The sequence below is a fragment of the Streptomyces sp. SAI-135 genome, assembly GCF_029893805.1.
Classification (GTDB): domain Bacteria; phylum Actinomycetota; class Actinomycetes; order Streptomycetales; family Streptomycetaceae; genus Streptomyces.
Map to the genome: position 1 here is coordinate 275,761 of NZ_JARXYP010000001.1, position 19,784 is coordinate 295,544.

Here is a 19,784-nt window from a genome sequence, read left to right on the forward strand (position 1 = left end):
GGGAGGGTGGCGGGAATGGAGCACCTGGATGCCGCCTGCGGGCGTGGCGGGACCGGGTGGACCCCGGGGCGGTGGGATTCGCGCGCGGCTCACTCCGCCGGGTGCCCGGCCTGCGTCGCTCGGAGCTGGCGAAGCTGGCCGGCATCTCGGTCGAATCCGGCTTGAGCCGGGACAGGTCGCGCACCCCTCGGCGCAGGTGTGCTCCGCGCTGGCCCATGCCCTGCGACTGTCCGACAACGAGCACGCACACCTGAGCATGGGCCCTGGCATCGGTCACCCGCGCCACCCGGGCCATCGGGCAGGATCGCTGCCCTGAGCACTACTTCCCCACTCTGCGCCACGGCCTGTCAGGGGAAGCGCCGCTTCGCCCCCAGGGACTGTTACGGCCCTTCCCCGGCAGACAGCGCCCGACTATCCAGAAGATCCCCGCTCATGTCCGGCCGTCCCGCCAGTCTGCATGCAGGCGCTGCGGCTTGTAGTTGCGGCCGCGGCCGCGGTGGGGTCGTGTCTCATTTGGTGGCCCTCGGCCCCGGGCTTCAGCCCTTCGCTGTCGTGGATGTTGCCGGCCGGGACACCGACGAGGAGGGGCAGTCCGTTCGCGTCCGACAGGACACGCATGCTGGAACCCTGCTTGCCCCCGGTCCACGGGGCTCGAACCTGTGAGTTCGCCCCCTTTTCGGCCCGGACGTGGGCGGTGTCGAGGACGGCACGGGTGACGTCGATGAGGCCGGAGTCGTCCAACCGGTGCAGGACGGCTTCGTGCAGGCGGCCCCGGACTCCGGCTCTGGACCAGTTCAGGAACCCGCGGTGGGCTGTCGACTTCGATATGCCGAAGCAGGGTGGCAGTGCCCGCCAGCCACAGCCGCTGACCAGCGCGTAGATGATCGCCGCGGCACGATCCAACTCCGCGTACTCTGCCCCATGTTGAAGCCAACGACCGCCTCACCACGCAGGACAGGGCCTTATGCCGCCGGTCTGCGCTGAGCGGCCCAAGCGGCTATGTGGGCACGGGAACGCAGACCGAGCGTGGTACGAATGCCGCGGAGGTGGCCTTCGACCGTGCGCACCGACAGGTGCATGTGTTCAGCGATCAGCCGATTCGTATGCCCCTCGGCCAAGAGATTTATCATCTCCCATTCACGCCGGTTCAGCGGGTCGCCGCTGACTGCCTCCGGCGTCGACGCGCGATCATGCCTCAAGGCATATGCAACAGCCTGGTCTCGCAGCATTCCGTGGCCGGCTTCGACCGCGGCATTGGCCCGCGTCGGCGGCAACGCTTTCACCGCCGTGGCCTTCGCCGCCCCGACAAGCTCCCGCCACCAGGGTCGTGTGCTCTGCGCAGTCTTCCTGCCGAGCGCCTCGGCTGCCGAGATGAGTCGAAGTCCTCGTTCAAACTGGCGGGCTCTCACAGAGGCAACTGCCATGCCTTCAATCGAGTAGATGACCCCGGACTCATCGTCTGCAGCACTCCGCAGTGGCCCGGAAAAATACTCCTCCGCCGCCGAACAGTCATCGCGCTCAAGGGCTAGAGCACCTGCCGTAACAAGAGCGATGTGCAGCCAGCTCGGTGGAGCCTCGGCACGCAGCACGGGGAGCACTTCGTCAATCTGCCGTGTGGCCCGCGCCAGGTTCCCTCGCACCAGGTGATGCCGGGCGAGGTTGCTCAGACAGACAGCGATGCTGAGCTTGTCGTCCAAAAGGCGGCTGATCTCCAAGGATTCCTGCAGTTTCGCGAGGGCGGTGTCTTCGTCGCCGCACATCTCCGTCGCCATGCTCAACAGCAACAGCACACGGATGAGTGCCGGTCCCGGGGCGTTGCGGCGTTCCAACTGCACAGCCTGTCGCGCGCGACGTACGGACTCGTCGTGGTCACCGTGTCGCAAGGCGAGCAGCGCCATGCCGCCAAGCACGAGGCTGCGATGGCGTGGGTCTGCAGCGGTGGCGTCCAGGGTGCCTGCCAGCGGCCTGCGGGTGGCGTACTTGGAGCCTTGCTGAGCTTCTGCTATGGCAAGCGCCACGGCCAGTAGGTGCCTGCGCTCATCACCGTTGTCCGTCAAGTACCTCAGGACGTGTGCGAGGTTGTCGCGCTCCTCCGTCAGCCGCTCGAACGTTCTCAGCGGCGTCACCCCGGTCGCCTGAATCGGCCTCGCGATCTCAGTGAGCCAGTGCGCTAAACGGCTGTACGTTCCCCGCTCTTCACCTGCAGCACAGAGTTTTTCATGTCCGTAGTGTCTAATGGCTTCCAGCATCCGCAGCCGCGTCGAATCCTCACGGTCGGTGGTGTACCGGGTAATGAGGGACTTGGCTTCAAGGCTCGCGAGTAGAGCGGGGAGCATCGCGGCCGAAATGTTTTCGTCGACTGCAACAGCCGCAACAGCATCCGGCCTGAAACCGCCCTGCAGCACCGACAACCGACGGAACAGAATCCGCTCCGTTGGCGTCAGCCGGTCATAGCTCCAGTCGAACGTCGCCCGCAGACTCTGATGACGTCGATCCGCCGTCCTCCAACCAGCGGTGAGCAGGGGAAGACAGTCACGCATTCCATTGTGGATCTCGCTCAACGGAAATGCCCGTACCAGCCGAGCAGCCATTTCGATGAACAGAGGAACACCGTCGAGCCGAGCGCATATCGCGGCCACGGTCTCGGCGTTCTCTTCGGTGAGTTGGAAGTCTGCTACGACCGCCCGCGCCCGGTCGATGAACAAGCGAACGGCATCCGACCGCAGATGATCGATGAACAAGAACCGTCCGTCCGGATCGGGCTGGGCCAGTCCGGTGACCGAGTGCACCGTCTCTCCGGGTAGCCCCAGCGGTTGCCGGCTGGTGACCATCACCCTCAACCGCGGCAGTCGGCCAAGCAACTCGTTCAGCAGTCGCCCGCAGCCTTCGACTATGTGGTCGCAGCCGTCCAGCACCAGCAGCCGGTCGCTGGTGCCGGGACCGGAGAGATTCGGCGTCGCCGTGATCGAAAACCCGTTTTCGGTAGCGTCTCGCAGTGCCCCAACGATTCTCTGCTGTGCCTGGTCATCGCTGGTCAACGAAGCAAGCTCCACCAGGATGACCTCGTAGCGCCCGCTACGCCGCGCTCGCCCGGCCAACTCGACCGCCAGTCGTGTCTTACCGACGCCTCCAGGTCCGGTCAGCGTCAACAATCGAGTATCACGCAACAACCGTCCCAACTCGGCCAATTCCTCGGTGCGGCCGACGAAGCTGCTCAGCTGGTTGAGTACTCCATAGGAAGCCGTGGCACCTACTTCCCGTGCCTTCAGACGACGACGGTAGGCACGCTGACGGCAGGCGTTCGAACAGTAATGCGCCGATATCCTGCTCCCCAGCTCGCGCGTGCGTAATGCCTTGGCACATACCGCGCAGAACAACAGTTCCGATATACCCACGTCAGCAGTGCCGCCACCCAGCAAAGGCGCGACCACGACATCAGATCCAGAGTGGTGGATAACAGGGCTCAGAATCTTGACGGAGTTGCCGAGCCTGCGGTACTCGGAGCGACGTTTTGATCCGGTCGGTGTCATGGATGCATCCCTTTTCTGCGCAGGTGCCAGGAACAAAGAGACTTCGGTGACGGAACACTCGCGTGATCGGTAGGGGCCAAGAACCGAGGACGTCGGCGGGGAGACTCGTACGGCAAGGCGTGGACAAGCTTCCCGCAGCGCAGCCAAGTCGGTCCCGCCGCAGATCACCGCGCCGGCTACGGGTGTCTGCGCCACTGGACTCGAAGTTCAGCGTGCGTCGCCGCGGCCTGGTCGGGAAGGTACCGACGGTGGCGTCCCACTGCGTGTGTCCAGGACCGGCGGTCACCAACAACGACGTCACACCCGTCCGCACACCCGTCCGCGACATCCGTCGACGCCGCCCGCGAGCGCGGTATCACACCGAAGAACCCCGGCACGGTCGGCCACAAGGCTCGGGCCTGGGCAGGGTCCTCGGTGGGTCGCCGGATCCGCCTGGAAGGACACGCATTCTGGCGGGCCGACCGCTTCCTGCGAAGATCCGCCCCGGCATCAGGCCGTCTCGCTCAGTGAGGGCGCCTCACGCGGGATCGCGTTCGCCCGCCGGGAACCCCACGCCGCGACATGGGTACGGGAACGAAGGTCGAGTGCCATACGGATGTTACGGATATGAGCCTCGACGGTACGCACCGACAGATGCATCCGCGCTGCTACCTGGCGGTTGGTAAGTCCCATGGTCACGAGGGCGATCACTTCCCACTCACGCGGGCTGAGAGGATCGTCGCTCCCGGCCATACCGTGTGTACCACGCTCAGTGCTCTGTACCCCGCTGGGAACGCCCAGCCTTCCCTTCACGGCATAGTCCACGATCTGCCGCGGTCCCATCTCGCGTCCCACAGCGAGTGCCCCCGCGGCCCTGGCCTTCGGCAACGCGTTCAGTGCCGTGGCCATCGCCTCCTCCAGCCTCGCCTGAAACCAGGGATGCCACGCGGGACGCGCGAACACACCTGGCCTTTCGACTGCCGCGCACAGACGAAGTCCCCGCTCGAACCGCCGGCCGCGGACCGCGGTCATGGCCAGACCCCACAGTGCAAGGCCCGCTCCATCCGAGTGGTGCATTCCATGCAGCGACTCCGTGAAGTACGCCTCCGCTCCCGCGAGGTCGTGCCGGTCCAAGGCAAGGATGCCCGCAATGCAGAGAGCCGCTCGCAGCGGAGCCGGGCCCGCTCCGGCTCTCAAGGCGGGGAGGGCCTCATCGACGAGCCACGCCGCCTGGGCCCCGTCTCCATCCAGCATGGACAGCCACGCAAGCAGGCTCATGCAGAATGCCGTTGTGACCGAATCGCCAAGCCCGGTACTGATCTCCAGGCACTCCTCAAGATCGGTCCTGGCTCCCTGGTCGCCCCGTGTCGTTCTGACGATGCTGAGTGCGAGCACGGCGCGGGCGAGCCGAGGTTCATGACGGCGCGGGCGCCTGCGTTCGAACTTCACGGCCTGCCGCGCCAGCCCAACCGCTTCGTCGTAGTCCCCCTCTGCCACGCTGAGCAGCGCCGCCGTCGCCAGGACCGTACTGCGGTCGTCGGATGCCGAGGCCGTACATTCAAGCGCCCTGGCCAGCGTTTTCCGGTGCTGCGCGGTGTGCTGTCCCTGGTGAATGTCCGTGAGGGCCAGCGCTGCGACGAGGAGCAGCTGGCGCGGGTCACTGCCTCCGCTCAGCCACTGCACCAGATGCTGAAGGTTGTCGCGTTCCTCCTGCAGCCGCAGACAACTCGCAGCAGGCGTCAGCGCCATGTCGCGGAGCGGACACGCGAGTTCCGTGAACCAGTCGACCAGGCGGTCGTAGACCTGTGGCTCTTCACCCTCCGCGCGCAGTCGCTCCTGGGCGTAGCACTGAATCGACTCCAGCATCCGGAAACGAGCGGAACTCGCCCTTCCAGAACAGGCGACGATGAGAGACTTGGTCTCCAGGCCGACGAGCAGCTCCGGTACCTCCGACGCGGGAATGCCCTTGTCCTCAGCGAGGACCACGGCGGCGTCCAGACCGAACCCACCTGGCAGCAGCGACAGCGACCGCATCAGTGATCGCTCTTCTGGCGTCAGCAGGTCGTAACTCCAACCAATCGCCGATCGCAGACTTCGGTGACGCGGTTCCGCCGTACGTCGTGCACAGGTCAGTAGAGCCAGGCGATCGTCCAGCAGGCGGTGAACCTGCGCCGGCGGAAAGGTCCCTACGATCTCGGCCGCCAGTTGCAACGCCAGCGGCAGCCCATCGAGTCCCGCGCAGAGCGCGCCGACATGCGCGGCGTTGTCATCGGTGAGCTGGAATTCGGAAACGGCCTGTGCCCGGTCAACGAAGAGCCGGACCGCGTCTGAGCGGAGCATGCTGGTGAGCGATTGGTTCTCAGCCGGATCCGGCACGCCGAGACCACTCAGTGAGTACACCACCTCGCCGGGCAGCCGCAGCGACTCACGGCTGGTGGCCAGGATACGCAAGCGAGGATAGCGATGGAGTAGCGCGCTGACGGCCGTACCGCAGTCGTCGATCACATGCTCGCAGTTGTCCAGCACCAGCAGCCAATCGCGGTCGGTGTTCGCCACACTCCTCGTCCCCGCGACCGCGGTACCCCTGTCGTCGCTCTGGACGAGTGCAGCGGTGATACGCCGACGCACCTGCTCGCCCTCGGACACTGAGCCCAGCTCCACCAGCCGGACCTCAGTGCGCCTGCCTCGCTGCTCCAGCCTGACCAGTTCCAGTGCCAGGCGGGTCTTGCCCACGCCAGCCGGCCCTGTCAGGGTCAGCAGCCGAGTGGTGCGCGCCAGCTGCCTCAGCTCCACCAGCTCGTCCGACCGTCCGATGAGACTGTCCAGCTGGGCCGGCACCCCAGGAAGGTGTCCATCGGCACCGAGCCGTCGGTGGTACGCAGGTTGACGGCAGTCTTCCGCGCGGTCCCTCGGAGACGGTTTTCTGATCCCCGTGCGTGTGCCCTCTTCGCAACTCGACTGGCCAAAAGTCGCATCTCGCAAGGTCAAGGATGATTCGGCCGTCATCACTCACAAATCCTTTCCACATGAATACATCCCCACCTCATGCCTCGTGCGCCCGGCGGACGACTCTGTGGGAGGCCCCTCCTTCGCCGGGCATAAGCTGTGCCGTGCGTTACGGGGGTGGCATGAATCAAGCCGACGTCTTCCCGTCGGTGCAGGATTGCCTGGTGCAGCCGGTCCACACCCCGGCATTGGGCCAGATCAAGAAACGAAGGTGCACCGGTAGCTCCGAGGCGCCTCATCAGGGCGCCCATACTGGTCAGCCACAGCTGCTGACCAACACCTGGATCATGGCTGCGAACGGTGCCTCATCAGATGCGACGCTCGGTGTACCGCCGCCCCAGGGTCGTGCTCGGCTCTGAGATCGACGGCCTTGTGATCTCACGAGCCGTCCGGCACGATCCGACTCCACGTCTCCCCTCATACGGGGTCGACATCGGACTCACCACGTTGGACACGTTCTAGGTCCAGGGGTTGGTGTCGTCCTCCGTGCCGCCACTTGCACCGTCGGCCTGCACGGTCGCAGCGTGCAGTGGGTTGGACGCGACATCGCCGGCCCCTGCGACCATGAGAGGGATGACGGTGATGATGCCAACGACAACAACCTTGGCGATCTTGGTCCTGAATGCGACGACGCTGTTCATCTCTTGCTTCCTTCCTGAGTGAAGATCCCTGCCGGGGCTTCTGGTAAAGAAGCTAGGAGTCGTCGCAATCCCGGTGCTTTGGCTCCACTATCTTCTACGGATAGTGGCGCTCTGCTCGTCGCCGGGGAACGCCGACACCGGCCGAAGTGAGAGCCGATGCGCTGGTCATACGTCACAGCGGACCTCCGCTCATGGCCCTGCTGAGCGCCTCGACTCGGCTGCGCAATAGCCGGCTTGGCGGTGCGCCGCGGCCGGTGGCGGATGGCGCATCACCTCCCGGTACCGAGCGTGCGAGCCCAGTGCTGCCCCGGCACGACGTACACCGCCAGCGGGGCTGCGAGCAGGAGCTTGCGCTGATCCGCCCAACCGCAGGCATCCATCACACGATCTATCAGACCTAGGTCCGTCTTCAGAGATCATCGGGCGGCGGATCATGGTGGGTTGATACGCCGCCATGAACTCACCGATCCGGAGTGGGAGTTACTCGCTCCGCTGATACCGCGGGCTGCGACCGGCCGGCTGCGGGTGTCGGACCGGCAGGTCAGCAACGGGATGGTTGACAAGATCCGGACCGGGAGCTCGTGGCCTGCCGGAGCGCTACGGCCCCTGGCAGACCGTCACACCCGCTTCCGCCGTTACGCCCTGGACGGCGTGTTCACGAGAACTCTTCAGCAGGTCCAGGCTCATGCGGACGCGGCCGGCGACATCGACTGGCTCGTCCAGATCGACTCCACCATCGTCCGCGCGCACCAGCATGCCGCCGCCACAGGTCGATAGGGCAACCAACAGGCCGGACGAACCGGACCATCATGGAGTGACGACCCAAATCCATCTCGCCTGCGACGGCAAGGTGCGCCCGCTCGCAGTCCTGGTGACACCCGGCCAACGCCACGACAACATCTGCGCGCGACCGCTTCTGGAGCGCATCCGTGCCCCTCGCCCCGACCCGGGCCCCCCGCTGCAGGCCTGACCAGGCCATCGCAGACAAGGCCTATGGCTTTCGCTCCTACCTGCGCAAACGCGGCATCGGGCAAACCATTTCAGAGAAGACCGACCAGCAGCGACACCTGCACAACCGCGGCAGCCGCGGCGGGCGGCCGTCGATGGCCGACCGGCAGGTCTACCGTCAACGCAACATCGTCGAACGCTGCTTTGACCAGCTCAAAGGCTTCCGCGGCATCTCCACCCGATACGAGAAGACCGCCACCCCCTACGAAGCGGCGGTCACCCTCGCGTCGTTCCTGATCTGGGCAAGATCCGTTTGAAGACGGACCTCAGGGCGCTTCTGATGGCTCTTGGACTGTGTCGCGGAGCCAGATGACGGTCGCGGTGATGGTCAGGGTGCCATTGAAGATGTAGTCGCGTTTGTCGTAGCGCGTGGCGACAGCGCGGAACTGCTTCCACTTGGTCGCGCACCGCTCGACGGCACTGCGGCGGCCGTGCTGGGCCTTGTCGAAGACCGTTGGGTGCCCGCCGGCTGGGCCTCTGCGCCTGCGCTTGGACCGCCGGTCATCGGGCGGCTGGGCGATGGTCGCCTTGACTCCTCGCGGCCGCAGATGGGCGCGGTTGTCGCGGCTGGAGTAGGCCTTGTCGCCGCGGACACGATCGGGACGGCGACGCGGCCGGCCGGGTCCGCGGCGCGGGATCCATAAACCGTCCAGCACGGGGATGAACATGGGGCTGTCACCCCTCTGACTGGCTCGGCCGCCGATCAGGAAGCGCGAACAGGTCGCTGTGCAGAGCAATGCTGGCGAGGTCGTCCGTGGCACGTCTGGTCCGCATAAGATAGAACGTTCTATCTTGACGGTGCTCTTTGGCGAAGCTAGATTCAACATATGGCGAGCGTTCCCATCAAGTCCGATCACCCATCGTCGAGCGTGGTCACGTTGCTCACACCGGATCCGGAAGAGAGCCGTGAACCCTCCCGAAGGTGTCATCGCGCCTCCCTTTCTTCGGTTGCACTTCAAGCGTGTCGCGTTCGCAGTCGTCGGGGGAGCACTGGCTCCGGGGACCGCACAGGGCCGGGCTTAGCCTGCCGGCCGCGTTGAACATCGGCATCGCCGCCTCGTTAGAAACCGGCAGCATTCTTCGCGCAGGGCGGATCTGGACCATCGATTAACTCGTCGCCGGAATGGGCGGTCAGTGGCCCAGAGCCGTGAGCAGCACGATCCCCAGCGGCATTGGGGCGTCGTTCATGCAGGCCGGACGGTTGGACGCCTCACTCGGCGTCATCGCCCATTGCGCGGTGCTCAGTTGGATTTCCCTCCTGATCTCCGGACGTCGACTCGGAGGCACCATGAGGCTGGCCAGACTGGGTGCCGCGGGCCTTGGACGTGTGTTCTCTTCCCGACCTGCCGACGACCCTACAGGTGTGGGCGCCTGACGCCGACAGGGGTCAGCAAGGCCGGCATCCTCGTCAACGGTGTTGACTGCTCCAGCCACCAGCTTGAAACCGTGCTTGCCGTGTCCGAAGTTGTCACCCGGTTTCTGTGACTGTCTTCCCCATCATGCCGCCAGCCAGCGACTTCAAGCAGTTGGCTGCCCTGTCCACCACGACGGTCGTGGACCAGAAGATGCACCGGGTGATCGTCGCTCTGGTCGGCGAGGCAGTCGGCAAGAACACCTATCCCGAAGGATCGACCGAAACCGCTTTGGCAAACATCCACGCCGAACTGTTCGACTCGCCACGTTCAACGCCACGAGCGGCGTCTACGACCTGGATGGGATATCACTCGACGCTGCGGCTTGCACGGACAGCGCGGACGAGGCTCGGACAGGAACCACCGGCGCTCGACGTATTGCGAGCCCCCAGCATGCATGAACCAGCACAGCTCATCGCTGCGCCGTACAACACCGCCAGGAGCGACGCCCCTGTGGCGCCACCGCAGGCCATGGCGAAGCGTTGCACGCACGAGCGCCCCTTTCACACCCTACGAGCGCATGGCCTCAGTCCTGCAGGGAAGTCCTTCGGCAACTTCACCGATACGACCCGGTCAGACGCTGCGGCCATCCCCCACGTAGAACCACACGGCCGGTACGTGCTTGCCGGATGCGCCTTCGCAGCGGCCGTCGTGTTCGAGATCGCCACAGGGCTGGAGGCCAATGGCGAACGGGCGGCATCCATCGGGGTCTTCAACAGCCCTTCACCCCTCAAAGACCGCATGGATGAACCTGGCTTCATCGACAAGGCAGTCAATCCTGCTTGGCCTCCCACCGACCGAAGAGCAGAAGCACTCGCCTGTCAAGGGATCCACCTGCACACCGAAGCGGCCAGTTGGACTGAGCGATGAGCGAGTCAAGCAGCCCTGCATACGGCAACTCATTCAACGAGTCATCAAGTGCAGCCGACGCACGCCTACGACAGAACAAGTTACTGCGGTCTTTCGTAGGCAGGCAGGAAGAACTGGAGCGGTTTGGCGCTGCGCTGGAGCGTGACACGGGCTCACTCGTGATCCTGGCGCTTCACGGCCCCGGGGGAATCGGCAAGACAGCGCTCCTGCAACGTTTCGCCGTCGAGGCCAGGCGGCGCGGCCTGCACGTTGTCGAGGTCGACGCGGGACGAATCAACCCGACTGAGGAGGCCTTCGAAGTCGCGTCGGACGTCGCCACAGCGGAGCGCATCGTCGTACTCGTCGACGCCGTGGACCGTCTCGACCGTCCGGAAGGCTGGCTGAGGGACCGGCTCCTTGCTGGACTCCCCCGAGACTCGCTGGTGGTACTCGCGAGCCGCCGTCCTCCCAGCCTGATGTGGCAGACCGATCCGACATGGGCCGACACACTTGAAATCCTTCCTCTGCACCCTCTGCATCCGGCTGAGTCAGCGCATCTCCTACACACCACGATCCGCGGCCGGATCACCGACCGTAGGGCCAGGCTCGCATTCGCCAGCGGTCACCCCCTGGTTCTACGCGTGATTGGTCGCGACCCAGGTTCTACCACCATGGGTGATTGGCAGCCTTCACCACACGTCGTCGAAGAGCTTCTCGATGGCGTGGTGGGCACTGTTCCGTCGCTGGCCCATCGTCGAGCCCTCGAAATCTGTGCACACCTGACCGAGGTCACGGAGGACGCACTCCGTTTGTTCCTACCCGACCACGCGCACGAGGTATTCGACTGGATGCGGCGGCAGCCCTACACCGTAAGCCGCCGCTCCGGTCTGCGTTTGTTGGCCGTGGTGGGCGAGGCGCTGGACAAGGATCTCAAATGGCGGGCGCCCAGCTCCTATCGGTCGATGCACCAAGAGGTGCGGGCTCATGTAACCCACTTGATTCGCAGCGGTCCTGAATCAGCCTCCCTACAGGCCGCTGCCATGTTCAACCACGTTCAAATCATGGGGAGATGGCTGCCTGGCTTCGACTGGACCGATCGCGACGAGCACACACACGAGAGCACGTTCGGCGCCGAAGGCATCTCCGCAGCCCTGGACATGGCAGATGAGGTACTCGACGCCGATAGTGTCAAGATCTTCAACTTCTGGCTCCACCGACGGCCGAACAGCTTCCGCCTATACCGATCAGCCCGATCGGGAGAAATCGTTGGCTGTATCGGCCTGTTGACCTTTGATCGCTGGGATGCGGTGGAGACCTCTATCGATCCCGTGGTCGCCCACATCCGCAACCACGTCGAAACCAACCGCGAACTACGGTCCGGTCAACAGGTGCAACTGATCCGCTTCGCCCTCGTCCGTCGACGCCCTGCGGAGCGGCCGGCCGTCCTGGCCAGGATGATGGCCCGGATCACCCGGGAAATCCTGAACCAAGACCAATTGCAGTGGACTTTCCATGTCGCGGGTTCGGACGACTCGACGGCACGCCTGCTGGAGTACGCAGATTTTCATCGCCTGCCCCGGACCCCCTTGCTGATGGGGCAAGGCATCACGCTATGGGAACACGACTGGGGCTTGAGGGGGATGGACGAATGGATCAGCATGCTGGACGACCAGGTGGTCTCCGGACCCCGACGCTACGACAGTGTGAGATACCCGCGCCGAACCCGCCTGTCCAGAGCTGCATTTGACCTCGCTGTGCACGACGCCCTGCGTAACTGGCACCGGTCGGAACGTATGGCTGCCAATCCGCTACTGCGCGCCACATTCGTCGCTTCCCTGCCTGGTGACCCGGAAAAGAATCTGCGACACCTGATCGTGCAGGCGATCGAAGCCATCGCAGAAGGCGCCAGGACGAAACAGCAGAAGGCGGTGGTCCGTGCCACCTACTTGGAGGGCGGCAGCACGCAACAGGCCATAGCCCGCAAACTGTCACTGTCCTTCAGCACATATCGCCGCTACCTCAAACAAGGCATCGAACAGGTCTGCTGGCAACTGTGGAAACGCGAAACGACCCTGACAGCTGACCGCCTCGCCGTTCCGCACGCTGGGGACCCCCGTTCGGGTCGCCCGGCCAACCCGGTCGAAGCAAGCTGATCACCGCAAATACCAGAAGGGGGACGACGGCCCGCGGCGACACTGCTCAGGCCCAACCGATCGGGCGAGAAGTCTTCAGCGATCAGACGGGCGGCGCCGCCCGAAGGCCTGTCCACATGTGCGATCGTGGCCCCGCCCGCAGCGAGCGGAGAGCACGCGGCCACAGACTGTGCTGAAACTCCGGGTCGGCCTCGTGCGGTGTCGTCGGGGCGGTTGCCCTCCCTGGGCGTTGAAGGGGATGCCGTCGAGGAGCAACAGCCCATGGAGTCAACGACCCTGCGGAGCTGGGGAGTCGGCCTTTTGAGTGCGCCATCCACGCCCATCCGTGCGAGGCGTCGGATAGCTGGTCTCCCCGCGCGGGCAAGTCCTCGCCACTCACACGTGTGCAGGCTCCAACCGGTGCACACCTGCACCGTGGGGCCCTGGCGTACTGTCACATGCCTGCTACGTGATTGTCCGAGGCCTCACCGCGGGCCGGATACGAGAAGAGGAACAGTTCGGTGATACCGGATTCCCATTGGCGTGAGCGCGGATTGTGCCGGACCGGCAATCCGGACGACCTTTTCGTCAAGGGGGCCGCGCAGCATCGAGCGAAGGCTCGATGCACCGGCTGTCCCGTGGACACCGAGTGCCTGGCCTACGCGTTGGACGGCCGCATCGAGTTCGGAGTCTGGGGCGGTATGACCGAGCGTGAGCGGCGGGCACTGCTGCGCCGTCGTCCGACCGTCGCGTCATGGCAGCGCCTGCTGGAGGACGCCCGCGCGCAGCAGCAGAGCACTCCCCCGGCCTGCGCCGGCGAGTCGCTCCACACGCCGCACCGAGCCTGCTGACCTTCCGTACACCAGACACACACGCCACGACTCGTCCGTCGTACCAGGCCGCGCTTGCACCGCCCGCCTACGTCAGCTAACCGTTCCCGCGCACGCCCTGCGGTCTGAGGTGCAGGGCCGTTCTGCGCCGCGCGGCGTCTCCGACGTTCGGCTGCGAGGAGAAGTACGGCACCGCGACCCCAGGCACTGCTCGCGCAGGCCGCGTGCCCCAGCGGAGCGTTGCGGCCTGACTCGCCGCCGACGGTGACCCAGTCCACGTCGTGCAGGCCGCACCCGGAGCAGTCGCCGGTTGCGAAGGTGGAAGGCGGTCAGCCTGTGCCCGGACTCGCAAGCCTGCGACGGAACATTCTAGCCAAGCCTCAACGAGGAGCCAGCGGAGATCAGTCGGTTGAGTCCCGAGAGCGCCGAGCTGCGGCAGGCGAATGAGATCTTGAAGGCGGCGTCGGCTTTCTTCGCGGCCGAGCTCGACCGGCCGTCGAAACGCTCGTAGCCATCATGGACGCTCACCGTGAGATGTTCGGAGTCGAGCCGGTCTGTCGAGACGCCCCAGCGCGCGATCGGCACGCCGATCCGCTTGCCTCGCACCATTCGCGCAGATCGGACCGGTCGTATGCCTCGTCGGCATGAAGGCGCTGGGGCTTGAAGTACCGGCCGCAGTGGGGGTCCTGTCTCGTGTGGTGACCCTCCACCACGGGCTTGAGGACTTGGAGAAGGGCATTCGGGCCTGGATCGCCGCATGGAACACCGGCCCCAAGCCCTACGTCCGGGCGAAGACCGCAGACGAGATCCTCGAACGCCTCGCCAGCTATCCGAACCGAATTCTTGACTCGGAAGACTAGCCACCGATCGCCGACATGGGGCGGTCCGGCTGCAGAAAAGAGGGGGTGTCCAGGCCCGAGCCAGCCTTCTTGCCCCACATGGCCACACGCCAGATGCGGGCGATCTCCTCGTCCGGGGCACCCGAGCGCAGGGCGGCACGCAGGTCCGTCTCTTCTGTCGCGAACAGGCAGGTGCGTATCTGGCCGTCTGCGGTGAGGCGGGTGCGGTCGCAGGCGGCGCAGAAGGGGCGGGTCACCGAGGCGATGACGCCGACGCGATGCGGGCCGCCGTCCACGATCCAGCGCTCGGCGGGGGCCGAGCCGCGCTCCTGGGTGCCCTCCGGGGTCAGATCGAAGCGGGTGCGCAGGGCGGCGAGGATGTCCCCCGCGGTGACCATGCCCTCGCGCTTCCAGCCGTGTTGCGCGTCCAGGGGCATCTGCTCGATGAAACGCAGTTCGTAGTCGTGCTCCACCGCCCAGGCCAGCAGGTCCGGGGCCTCGTCCTCGTTCAGACCGGGCATCAGGACGCTGTTGACCTTGACCGGGGTCAACTCCGCGGCGCGGGCGGCCTCAAGACCTTCGAGGACGTCCTTGTGGCGGTCCCGGCGGGTGAGCGTCTTGAAGACGTCCGGGCGCAGGGTGTCCAGGGAGACGTTCACCCGGTCAAGGCCCGCGGCCTTCAGGGCCGCGGCCGTGCGCTTGAGGCCGATGCCATTGGTCGTCAGGGACATCCGAGGGCGGAACTCCAGCGCGGCGGCCCGCTCGACAATACCGACCAGGCCCGGACGCAGGAGAGGCTCGCCGCCGGTGAAGCGGACCTCCTTGACGCCGAGGGAGGTGACGGCGATGTCGATCAGGCGGACGATCTCGTCGTCGGTGAGCAGGTCGGGCTTGGCCAGCCACTGCAGGCCCTCTTCCGGCATGCAGTACGTGCACCGCAGGTTGCAGCGGTCGGTGAGCGAGACCCTCAGGTCGGTGGCCACTCGGCCGTAGGTGTCGGTAAGCACGTGGCCCCTCCCTCGTCGCGGATCGGTCACAGCATTCTTTTCCTGTCACGTGCGAGCCTACGTGACCGCACTGACAAGCACGTCGGCCCGACCGGGTGAGGTGCGGCACGGCCGCGTCGTGTCACGGATGGGCTGGCTATTCCTCGCGAGCTGCGGCCAGGGCGTCGATGGGGTCGGACTCGCCGTAGGCGCGGGCGGCGGGGCGGCAGTGAGCCATGAGCTTGAGCGGGACGCGCAGGATCCACTCGCCGGCGGCGAGGATGTCTGCCTCAAGACTGCGTGAGAGCTGACGGCAGCCACCGCCCACGGGCCATGCGAGCAAGCGCAGGTGGTCGACGCTCGTTGTGCCTGTTGTGTGGTTGCCGAGGCGAGCCCTTCGAGAGGTCATCATCAGCGGAACGAACATTCAGGTGCTGGGCACGAAGGCCGTGAACGAGTACATGGCCTTGACGGCATTCCTACGCAAAGGGATGAGGGCCGACCTCAAGCCGGACGACCACAGTGGATGACCTCCACCGGGCCGGTCTCAAGTGTGGCTCCCGGCCCGCGGAGGGCACATGGACCAGCCGGCAGCCCGTGCGCAGACACTGCGGCAGCCGGCCTCGTACCCTGCAGAGAATTGCTCACGGGGCGCGGAAGTCCGCATGCCCCGAACTATGTTGGCCGCCACGACCGGTGGCTGCCGGCTGGCCTGGCAGCGGCGGGAGATTCCTGTTCCGCCGCGACGTGTGCGATCGGACATCCGGCATCGACCCGCAGACGTGAACGCGGACGTCCTTCGGAGGTCAGCGGCGCGTTCCGATGTCCCGTGCCGGTGGCGTTCCTGATTTCGACGGCCGCGTTCACCGGGAGCCCTGGGATCCCGGGGCTCCCGCGTGAGCGGCTGTGCATGGTGTCAGCTTGCGAACTTCTCGATGGCCTGCGGAGTCACCGGGGTGAAGAAGTTCACGAGGTTGCCGTCAGGGTCGCGGAACAACAGCGACCGGTTGCCCCAGGGCATCGTGGTGGGCTCATTGACGAAATCGGTGACGAAGCCCTTCAGGTTCTGGTGAACGCGGTCCACGTCGTCGACGAGGAACTCGGTGATCACGCTGTGGTTCTCCGCCGGGCGGGCAGAGCCCGGGGCGAACAGCGGGACGGTGCGGGTGCTGGCGATCGCAAGGGTTACGCCCGCGGTCTTGAGTTCGGCGAAGTCCTCCGTGACCCGTATCCCCTGGACCCCTGTAACTCGCTCGTAGAACTCGAGGAGGCGTGCGACGTCACTGGTGATGATGCGGATCGAGACGAAGTCCATAGGAATCTCCTTGGCTGTGCGGGAGGCGTACACCTCGCAGGCTAGGAGAAATAGCGGACAGAATCGGTCCTATATTTGCGTTAGGCTGCGAACATGCCACGACCCACCGGCCGCGTGCTGACACTCCTGGAGCTGCTGCAGTCGGGCGGCACCCGGACTGTGGCCGAGCTCGCCGACCGCCTCGGCGTCGAAGGGCGCACCGTGCGCCGGTATATAAACCAGCTGATCGACCTGGACGTGCCGGTGGAATCGGTGCGCGGCCGCTACGGCGGGTACCGGCTGGCTCCCGGGTACCGCTTGCCGCCGCTCATGCTCAGCGACGACGAGGCGTTGGCGGTGCTGCTCGGCCTGGTCGCCGGCCGCCGGGCAGGGCTGACGACGACGGAGCGCACCGCAAACGAGACGGCGTCAGCGAAGATCCGGCGGGTGCTGCCCAAGCACATCGCCCGTCGGCTCGACACACTCCTGGAAGCTCTCACCTTCACGGATCAGCCCGGCGAGTTGGACCACCTGGACGCCGGGCTCCTGCTCACCATCGCCGACGCGGTGCGCCACCGCCGACCGGTCTCGATCCGCTACACCGACCGCGACGGACGGCGCAGCGAACGCACACTGCACGCCTACGGGATCGTCGCCCATGGGGGCCGGTGGTACGCCACGGGCAAGGACGCCCAGATCGGCGAGGACCGAACCTTTCGGCTCGATCGCATCGCAGACGCGCGGACCCTGCCCGGCTCATTCGACGCCCCCGTGGGTCCCGATCCAGCACAGCGCGTGTTGTCAGGATTCACCACGGCCGAGTACCGGCACGAGGTGACCTTGCGGATCCACGGGACAGTTGAGCAGATCCGCGCGCATTTCCCCGCCAGCGTCGCGAGCCTGGAGGACCCCGAGCCTGCGGCCGGCCAGGACCCGGCGGCCGAGCACTGGCTGCGCGTCGATCTACGGGCGCAGCAGCTCGACTGGTTGCCTCGGTTGCTCGCCTCACTCGACCGGCCGTTCGTCATCGAGCGCCCCGATGAACTACGCGACCTCGTCATCGCGCTCGCCGATCGCCTCACGTCCTACGCCCGCCAAGCATGACAGCGATGAACCCATGTCAGAGCAGGCGTCGCCAGACCACCGGCGGCAGCCCTGCCCCGGCTCATCGGGGCCATCACAGCCCGGTTGGGCAGAGTCAGCCCGCCCAGGGGTAGGCGCTGAACAGGGACGGCATTCGCTTCTCCTTCGTGCTCGGTGCCCCAACGTTTCGAAGCACAGGACAGCGCTAAAATCTGACACAGACGTCAGATGCAAGTCGAAAGCGCCCCGGCACGGTGTGACAACGCTTACACGCTCCAGGTGCGGAGACCGTCAAAGGAGGTAGCCGTGCGCATCGGAGAGCTTGCCGCACGTACGGGAGTCAGCGTGCGATCACTGCGCTACTACGAAGAGCAAGGACTGCTCACCAGTACCCGCAGCACCGGCGGGCACCGGCACTACACGGAGAACGACGCCGACCGCGTCGCTTTCATCCAGGGCCTGTACGCGGCCAACCTGTCCAGCCGGACCATCGCCGACCTCATGCCGTGCGCCGACTCCCCCAGCACACACAACTCCGACGCGGCCCTGGAGCGGATGGCCCGCGAACACAGCAGAATCACGGCACAGATCGACGAGCTTCGTCTGGCTCGAGACACGCTTGAACGCATGATGGACGTGGCCCGCGCTCACCGTGAGTCGCTGCTCAACGCAACCACTCCGTCCGCGGCGGAATGCCCACGCCCCAAGTCACCCCGGGACGACGCTCGTGCACGAGCAGCCTGGCCGTCACGCAAGGTGGGCGCCCGGAGCTGAGCCCGGGAACAGGTATCCGGCAGTGTGCGCCGCGCCGAAGTCCTGCGCGTAACAACCGTCACATCTGCGAGGTCTCACCTTGCATCTGACATACGCGTGAGGTTTTAGCGTCCTCGGCATGAAGCGATTGCTCCTTCCCCTCTGTGCCGCGCTGCTCGCCACGACCGCAGCGCCGGCTGCCATCGCCGCCACCCCGACCACCTCGAACGCGGGCTCCGGCGCTTCCACCACGCGGTACGCCTCGATCAACCGTCCCGGACCCCGTCTGTCGGTACCCACCGACGACCTGGAGTCGGCTGTGAAGTGCACCCCGACCGTGAAGAACGCCCACCAGGAAGTCGCCCTGTTCGTTCCGCCGACCGGCATCGGCCCGGAGGCGTACGCCTGGAACTGGCTGCCCGCCATGGACAAGGCCGGCTACCCGTACTGCACCGTCACCCTGCCGAACAACTCAGTCGGCGACATCCAGGGGTCCGCCGAATACATCGTCAACGCCATACGCCACACACACGAGCTCAGCGGCCGGAAGATCGCCCTGATCGGGCACAGCCAGGGAGGCGTCAGCGCCCGCTTCGCCCTGCGCTTCTGGCCCGACACCCGAGCCATGGTCGCCGACTACGTGGGTCTTGCCGGCCTGAACCACGGCTCGAGCCAGAATGACGACCTGTACCCCCATGGCAACGGTCCGGCGTTCAACCTGCAGCTCAAGACGACTGCCAAGTTCATCGAGGCCACCAACTCCGGCCAGGAGACCTTCCCCGGCATCTCCTACACCTCGCTGTCCACCACGCACGACCAGTTCGTCACTCCTCAGGGCACGACCGACCTTCGCGGCCCCGCCCACCGCGTCTCCAACATCTCACTCCAGGACATCTGCCCGGCGGACACGAGCGACCACATCGCCATCGGAACCAGCGATCCCGTCGCCTACGCCCTCGCCATGGACGCCATCACCAAGCCTGGTCCCGCCAAGGCCGCCGACATCCCGTCTTCCATCTGCAAGCAGACCCTGATGCCGGGCGTCAACCCGTCCACCTACGAAACCGACCTGGCCGGCTTCAACGAGACGTCGACCACCAACATCGCGAACGCTCCGGTGTATGCGGACGAGCCCGCGCTGAAGCCCTACGTGTACGCCCACCACTGATCTTCCGCTTGGAGCCTCTGACGGAGTGGGGCGCCCGCGAGCGGCGCCCCACCTCACCCTCACGCGTGAAGAGCCCGTCAGGTACACCGGTACTGACGGTCGGTACACGCCCTCGAAGACAGCCCCGACGGGGACTCCTGAAAAGGGCCTGTGCTGGCTCTACGAGATCGCCGGGAGTTCTGAGCGACAAGAAAACGCGCACAGCCGTGCGGCGGCCGATCCGCCGGACGTCGGACGCCGGACGCGATGACCCTCATACGCGTCGCCCGCCGTC

Annotated in this window: 15 protein-coding genes and 7 pseudogenes; 12 read left to right on the forward strand and 10 right to left on the reverse strand. The window is 66.0% G+C overall.

Annotated features, from left to right (window positions below; all coding sequences use genetic code 11):
* Positions 1–35: 35 nt before the first annotated feature.
* A pseudogene (locus M2163_RS01280) lies at positions 36–253 on the forward strand (transcriptional regulator); the annotation flags it as partial.
* Positions 254–451: 198 nt separating this feature from the next.
* Here the strand turns inward: M2163_RS01280 and M2163_RS01285 are convergent.
* The 3 genes and pseudogenes from M2163_RS01285 to M2163_RS01295 form a co-directional block, all read right to left on the reverse strand.
* Positions 452–891: pseudogene (locus tag M2163_RS01285) on the reverse strand (transposase); the annotation flags it as partial.
* Positions 892–962: 71 nt separating this feature from the next.
* Positions 963–3,530: a LuxR C-terminal-related transcriptional regulator gene (locus tag M2163_RS01290; RefSeq protein ID WP_280892899.1), complete on the reverse strand. Its 2,568-nt coding sequence runs from the start codon at positions 3,528–3,530 to the stop codon at positions 963–965.
* A 489-nt stretch (positions 3,531–4,019) separates the two neighbouring features.
* A complete protein-coding gene (locus M2163_RS01295; RefSeq protein WP_280892900.1) occupies positions 4,020–6,347 on the reverse strand; it encodes a LuxR C-terminal-related transcriptional regulator in 2,328 nt (775 codons plus the stop codon).
* Between the two features lie 290 nt (positions 6,348–6,637).
* On the opposite strand from M2163_RS01295, the gene M2163_RS01300 reads away from it, so the two are divergent.
* Entirely contained in the window at positions 6,638–6,874 is a 237-nt protein-coding gene (locus M2163_RS01300; RefSeq protein ID WP_280892901.1) for a hypothetical protein, read from the forward strand.
* Positions 6,875–6,973: 99 nt separating this feature from the next.
* Here the strand turns inward: M2163_RS01300 and M2163_RS01305 are convergent, their stop codons facing one another.
* A complete protein-coding gene (locus M2163_RS01305; RefSeq protein WP_280854924.1) occupies positions 6,974–7,156 on the reverse strand; it encodes a hypothetical protein in 183 nt (60 codons plus the stop codon).
* Positions 7,157–7,597: 441 nt separating this feature from the next.
* Here M2163_RS01305 and M2163_RS01310 point away from each other — a divergent pair, with 441 nt between their 5' ends.
* Together M2163_RS01310 and M2163_RS01315 are read left to right on the forward strand one after the other, a co-directional pair.
* Positions 7,598–7,933: a transposase gene (locus M2163_RS01310; RefSeq protein WP_280892902.1), complete on the forward strand. Its 336-nt coding sequence runs from the start codon at positions 7,598–7,600 to the stop codon at positions 7,931–7,933.
* Positions 7,934–8,085: 152 nt separating this feature from the next.
* Positions 8,086–8,421: a transposase gene (locus M2163_RS01315; RefSeq protein WP_280892903.1), complete on the forward strand. Its 336-nt coding sequence runs from the start codon at positions 8,086–8,088 to the stop codon at positions 8,419–8,421.
* A gap of 9 nt (positions 8,422–8,430) precedes the next feature.
* On the opposite strand, the gene M2163_RS01320 is transcribed toward M2163_RS01315, so the two are convergent.
* Positions 8,431–9,093 (reverse strand): transposase, encoded by a 663-nt coding sequence (locus M2163_RS01320; RefSeq protein ID WP_348542150.1) that lies wholly within the window; start codon positions 9,091–9,093, stop codon positions 8,431–8,433.
* A 552-nt stretch (positions 9,094–9,645) separates the two neighbouring features.
* On the opposite strand from M2163_RS01320, the gene M2163_RS01325 reads away from it, so the two are divergent.
* From M2163_RS01325 to M2163_RS01340, 4 genes and pseudogenes are all read left to right on the forward strand, one after another.
* A complete protein-coding gene (locus M2163_RS01325; RefSeq protein ID WP_280892904.1) occupies positions 9,646–10,446 on the forward strand; it encodes a hypothetical protein in 801 nt (266 codons plus the stop codon).
* Positions 10,443–12,578 carry an ATP-binding protein gene (locus M2163_RS01330; protein WP_280892905.1) on the forward strand — a complete coding sequence of 712 codons (2,136 nt, stop codon included), beginning with the start codon at positions 10,443–10,445 and terminating at the stop codon, positions 12,576–12,578. The genes M2163_RS01325 and M2163_RS01330 overlap by 4 nt, the downstream gene beginning before the upstream one ends.
* Positions 12,579–13,081: 503 nt before the next feature.
* A complete protein-coding gene (locus M2163_RS01335) occupies positions 13,082–13,408 on the forward strand; it encodes a WhiB family transcriptional regulator (protein ID WP_280893133.1) in 327 nt (108 codons plus the stop codon).
* A 406-nt stretch (positions 13,409–13,814) separates the two neighbouring features.
* A pseudogene (locus tag M2163_RS01340) lies at positions 13,815–13,948 on the forward strand (IS3 family transposase); the annotation flags it as partial.
* Here the strand turns inward: M2163_RS01340 and M2163_RS01345 are convergent.
* Positions 13,934–14,109: pseudogene (locus M2163_RS01345) on the reverse strand (IS5/IS1182 family transposase); the annotation flags it as partial. The pseudogenes M2163_RS01340 and M2163_RS01345 overlap by 15 nt on opposite strands.
* A 15-nt stretch (positions 14,110–14,124) precedes the next feature.
* On the opposite strand from M2163_RS01345, the pseudogene M2163_RS01350 reads away from it, so the two are divergent.
* Positions 14,125–14,247 (forward strand): annotated as a pseudogene (locus tag M2163_RS01350) (IS630 family transposase); the annotation flags it as partial.
* Here the strand turns inward: M2163_RS01350 and moaA are convergent.
* The 3 genes and pseudogenes from moaA to M2163_RS01365 all read right to left on the reverse strand — a co-directional run bounded on the left by moaA (position 14,244) and on the right by M2163_RS01365 (position 16,527).
* Positions 14,244–15,233: a GTP 3',8-cyclase MoaA gene (gene moaA / locus M2163_RS01355; RefSeq protein ID WP_280892906.1), complete on the reverse strand. Its 990-nt coding sequence runs from the start codon at positions 15,231–15,233 to the stop codon at positions 14,244–14,246. The pseudogene M2163_RS01350 and the gene moaA sit on opposite strands and share 4 nt — an antisense overlap.
* A gap of 145 nt (positions 15,234–15,378) precedes the next feature.
* Positions 15,379–15,528 (reverse strand): annotated as a pseudogene (locus M2163_RS01360) (IS110 family transposase); the annotation flags it as partial.
* A gap of 600 nt (positions 15,529–16,128) precedes the next feature.
* The gene (locus M2163_RS01365; protein ID WP_280892907.1) at positions 16,129–16,527 is read right to left on the reverse strand and encodes a VOC family protein; all 399 of its coding nucleotides are present in this window, start codon (positions 16,525–16,527) and stop codon (positions 16,129–16,131) included.
* A 93-nt stretch (positions 16,528–16,620) separates the two neighbouring features.
* Here M2163_RS01365 and M2163_RS01370 point away from each other — a divergent pair, with 93 nt between their 5' ends.
* Positions 16,621–17,610 (forward strand): YafY family protein, encoded by a 990-nt coding sequence (locus M2163_RS01370; RefSeq protein ID WP_280892908.1) that lies wholly within the window; start codon positions 16,621–16,623, stop codon positions 17,608–17,610.
* A 17-nt stretch (positions 17,611–17,627) separates the two neighbouring features.
* On the opposite strand, the pseudogene M2163_RS01375 reads toward M2163_RS01370, so the two are convergent.
* Positions 17,628–17,743 (reverse strand): annotated as a pseudogene (locus tag M2163_RS01375) (alkene reductase); the annotation flags it as partial.
* A gap of 152 nt (positions 17,744–17,895) precedes the next feature.
* Between M2163_RS01375 and M2163_RS01380 the strand changes: the two are divergent.
* Positions 17,896–18,363: a MerR family transcriptional regulator gene (locus M2163_RS01380; RefSeq protein WP_280892909.1), complete on the forward strand. Its 468-nt coding sequence runs from the start codon at positions 17,896–17,898 to the stop codon at positions 18,361–18,363.
* Positions 18,364–18,481: 118 nt separating this feature from the next.
* Complete coding sequence (locus tag M2163_RS01385) at positions 18,482–19,510, forward strand: hypothetical protein (protein WP_280892910.1); 1,029 nt, start codon at positions 18,482–18,484, stop codon at positions 19,508–19,510.
* Positions 19,511–19,784: the final 274 nt, after the last annotated feature.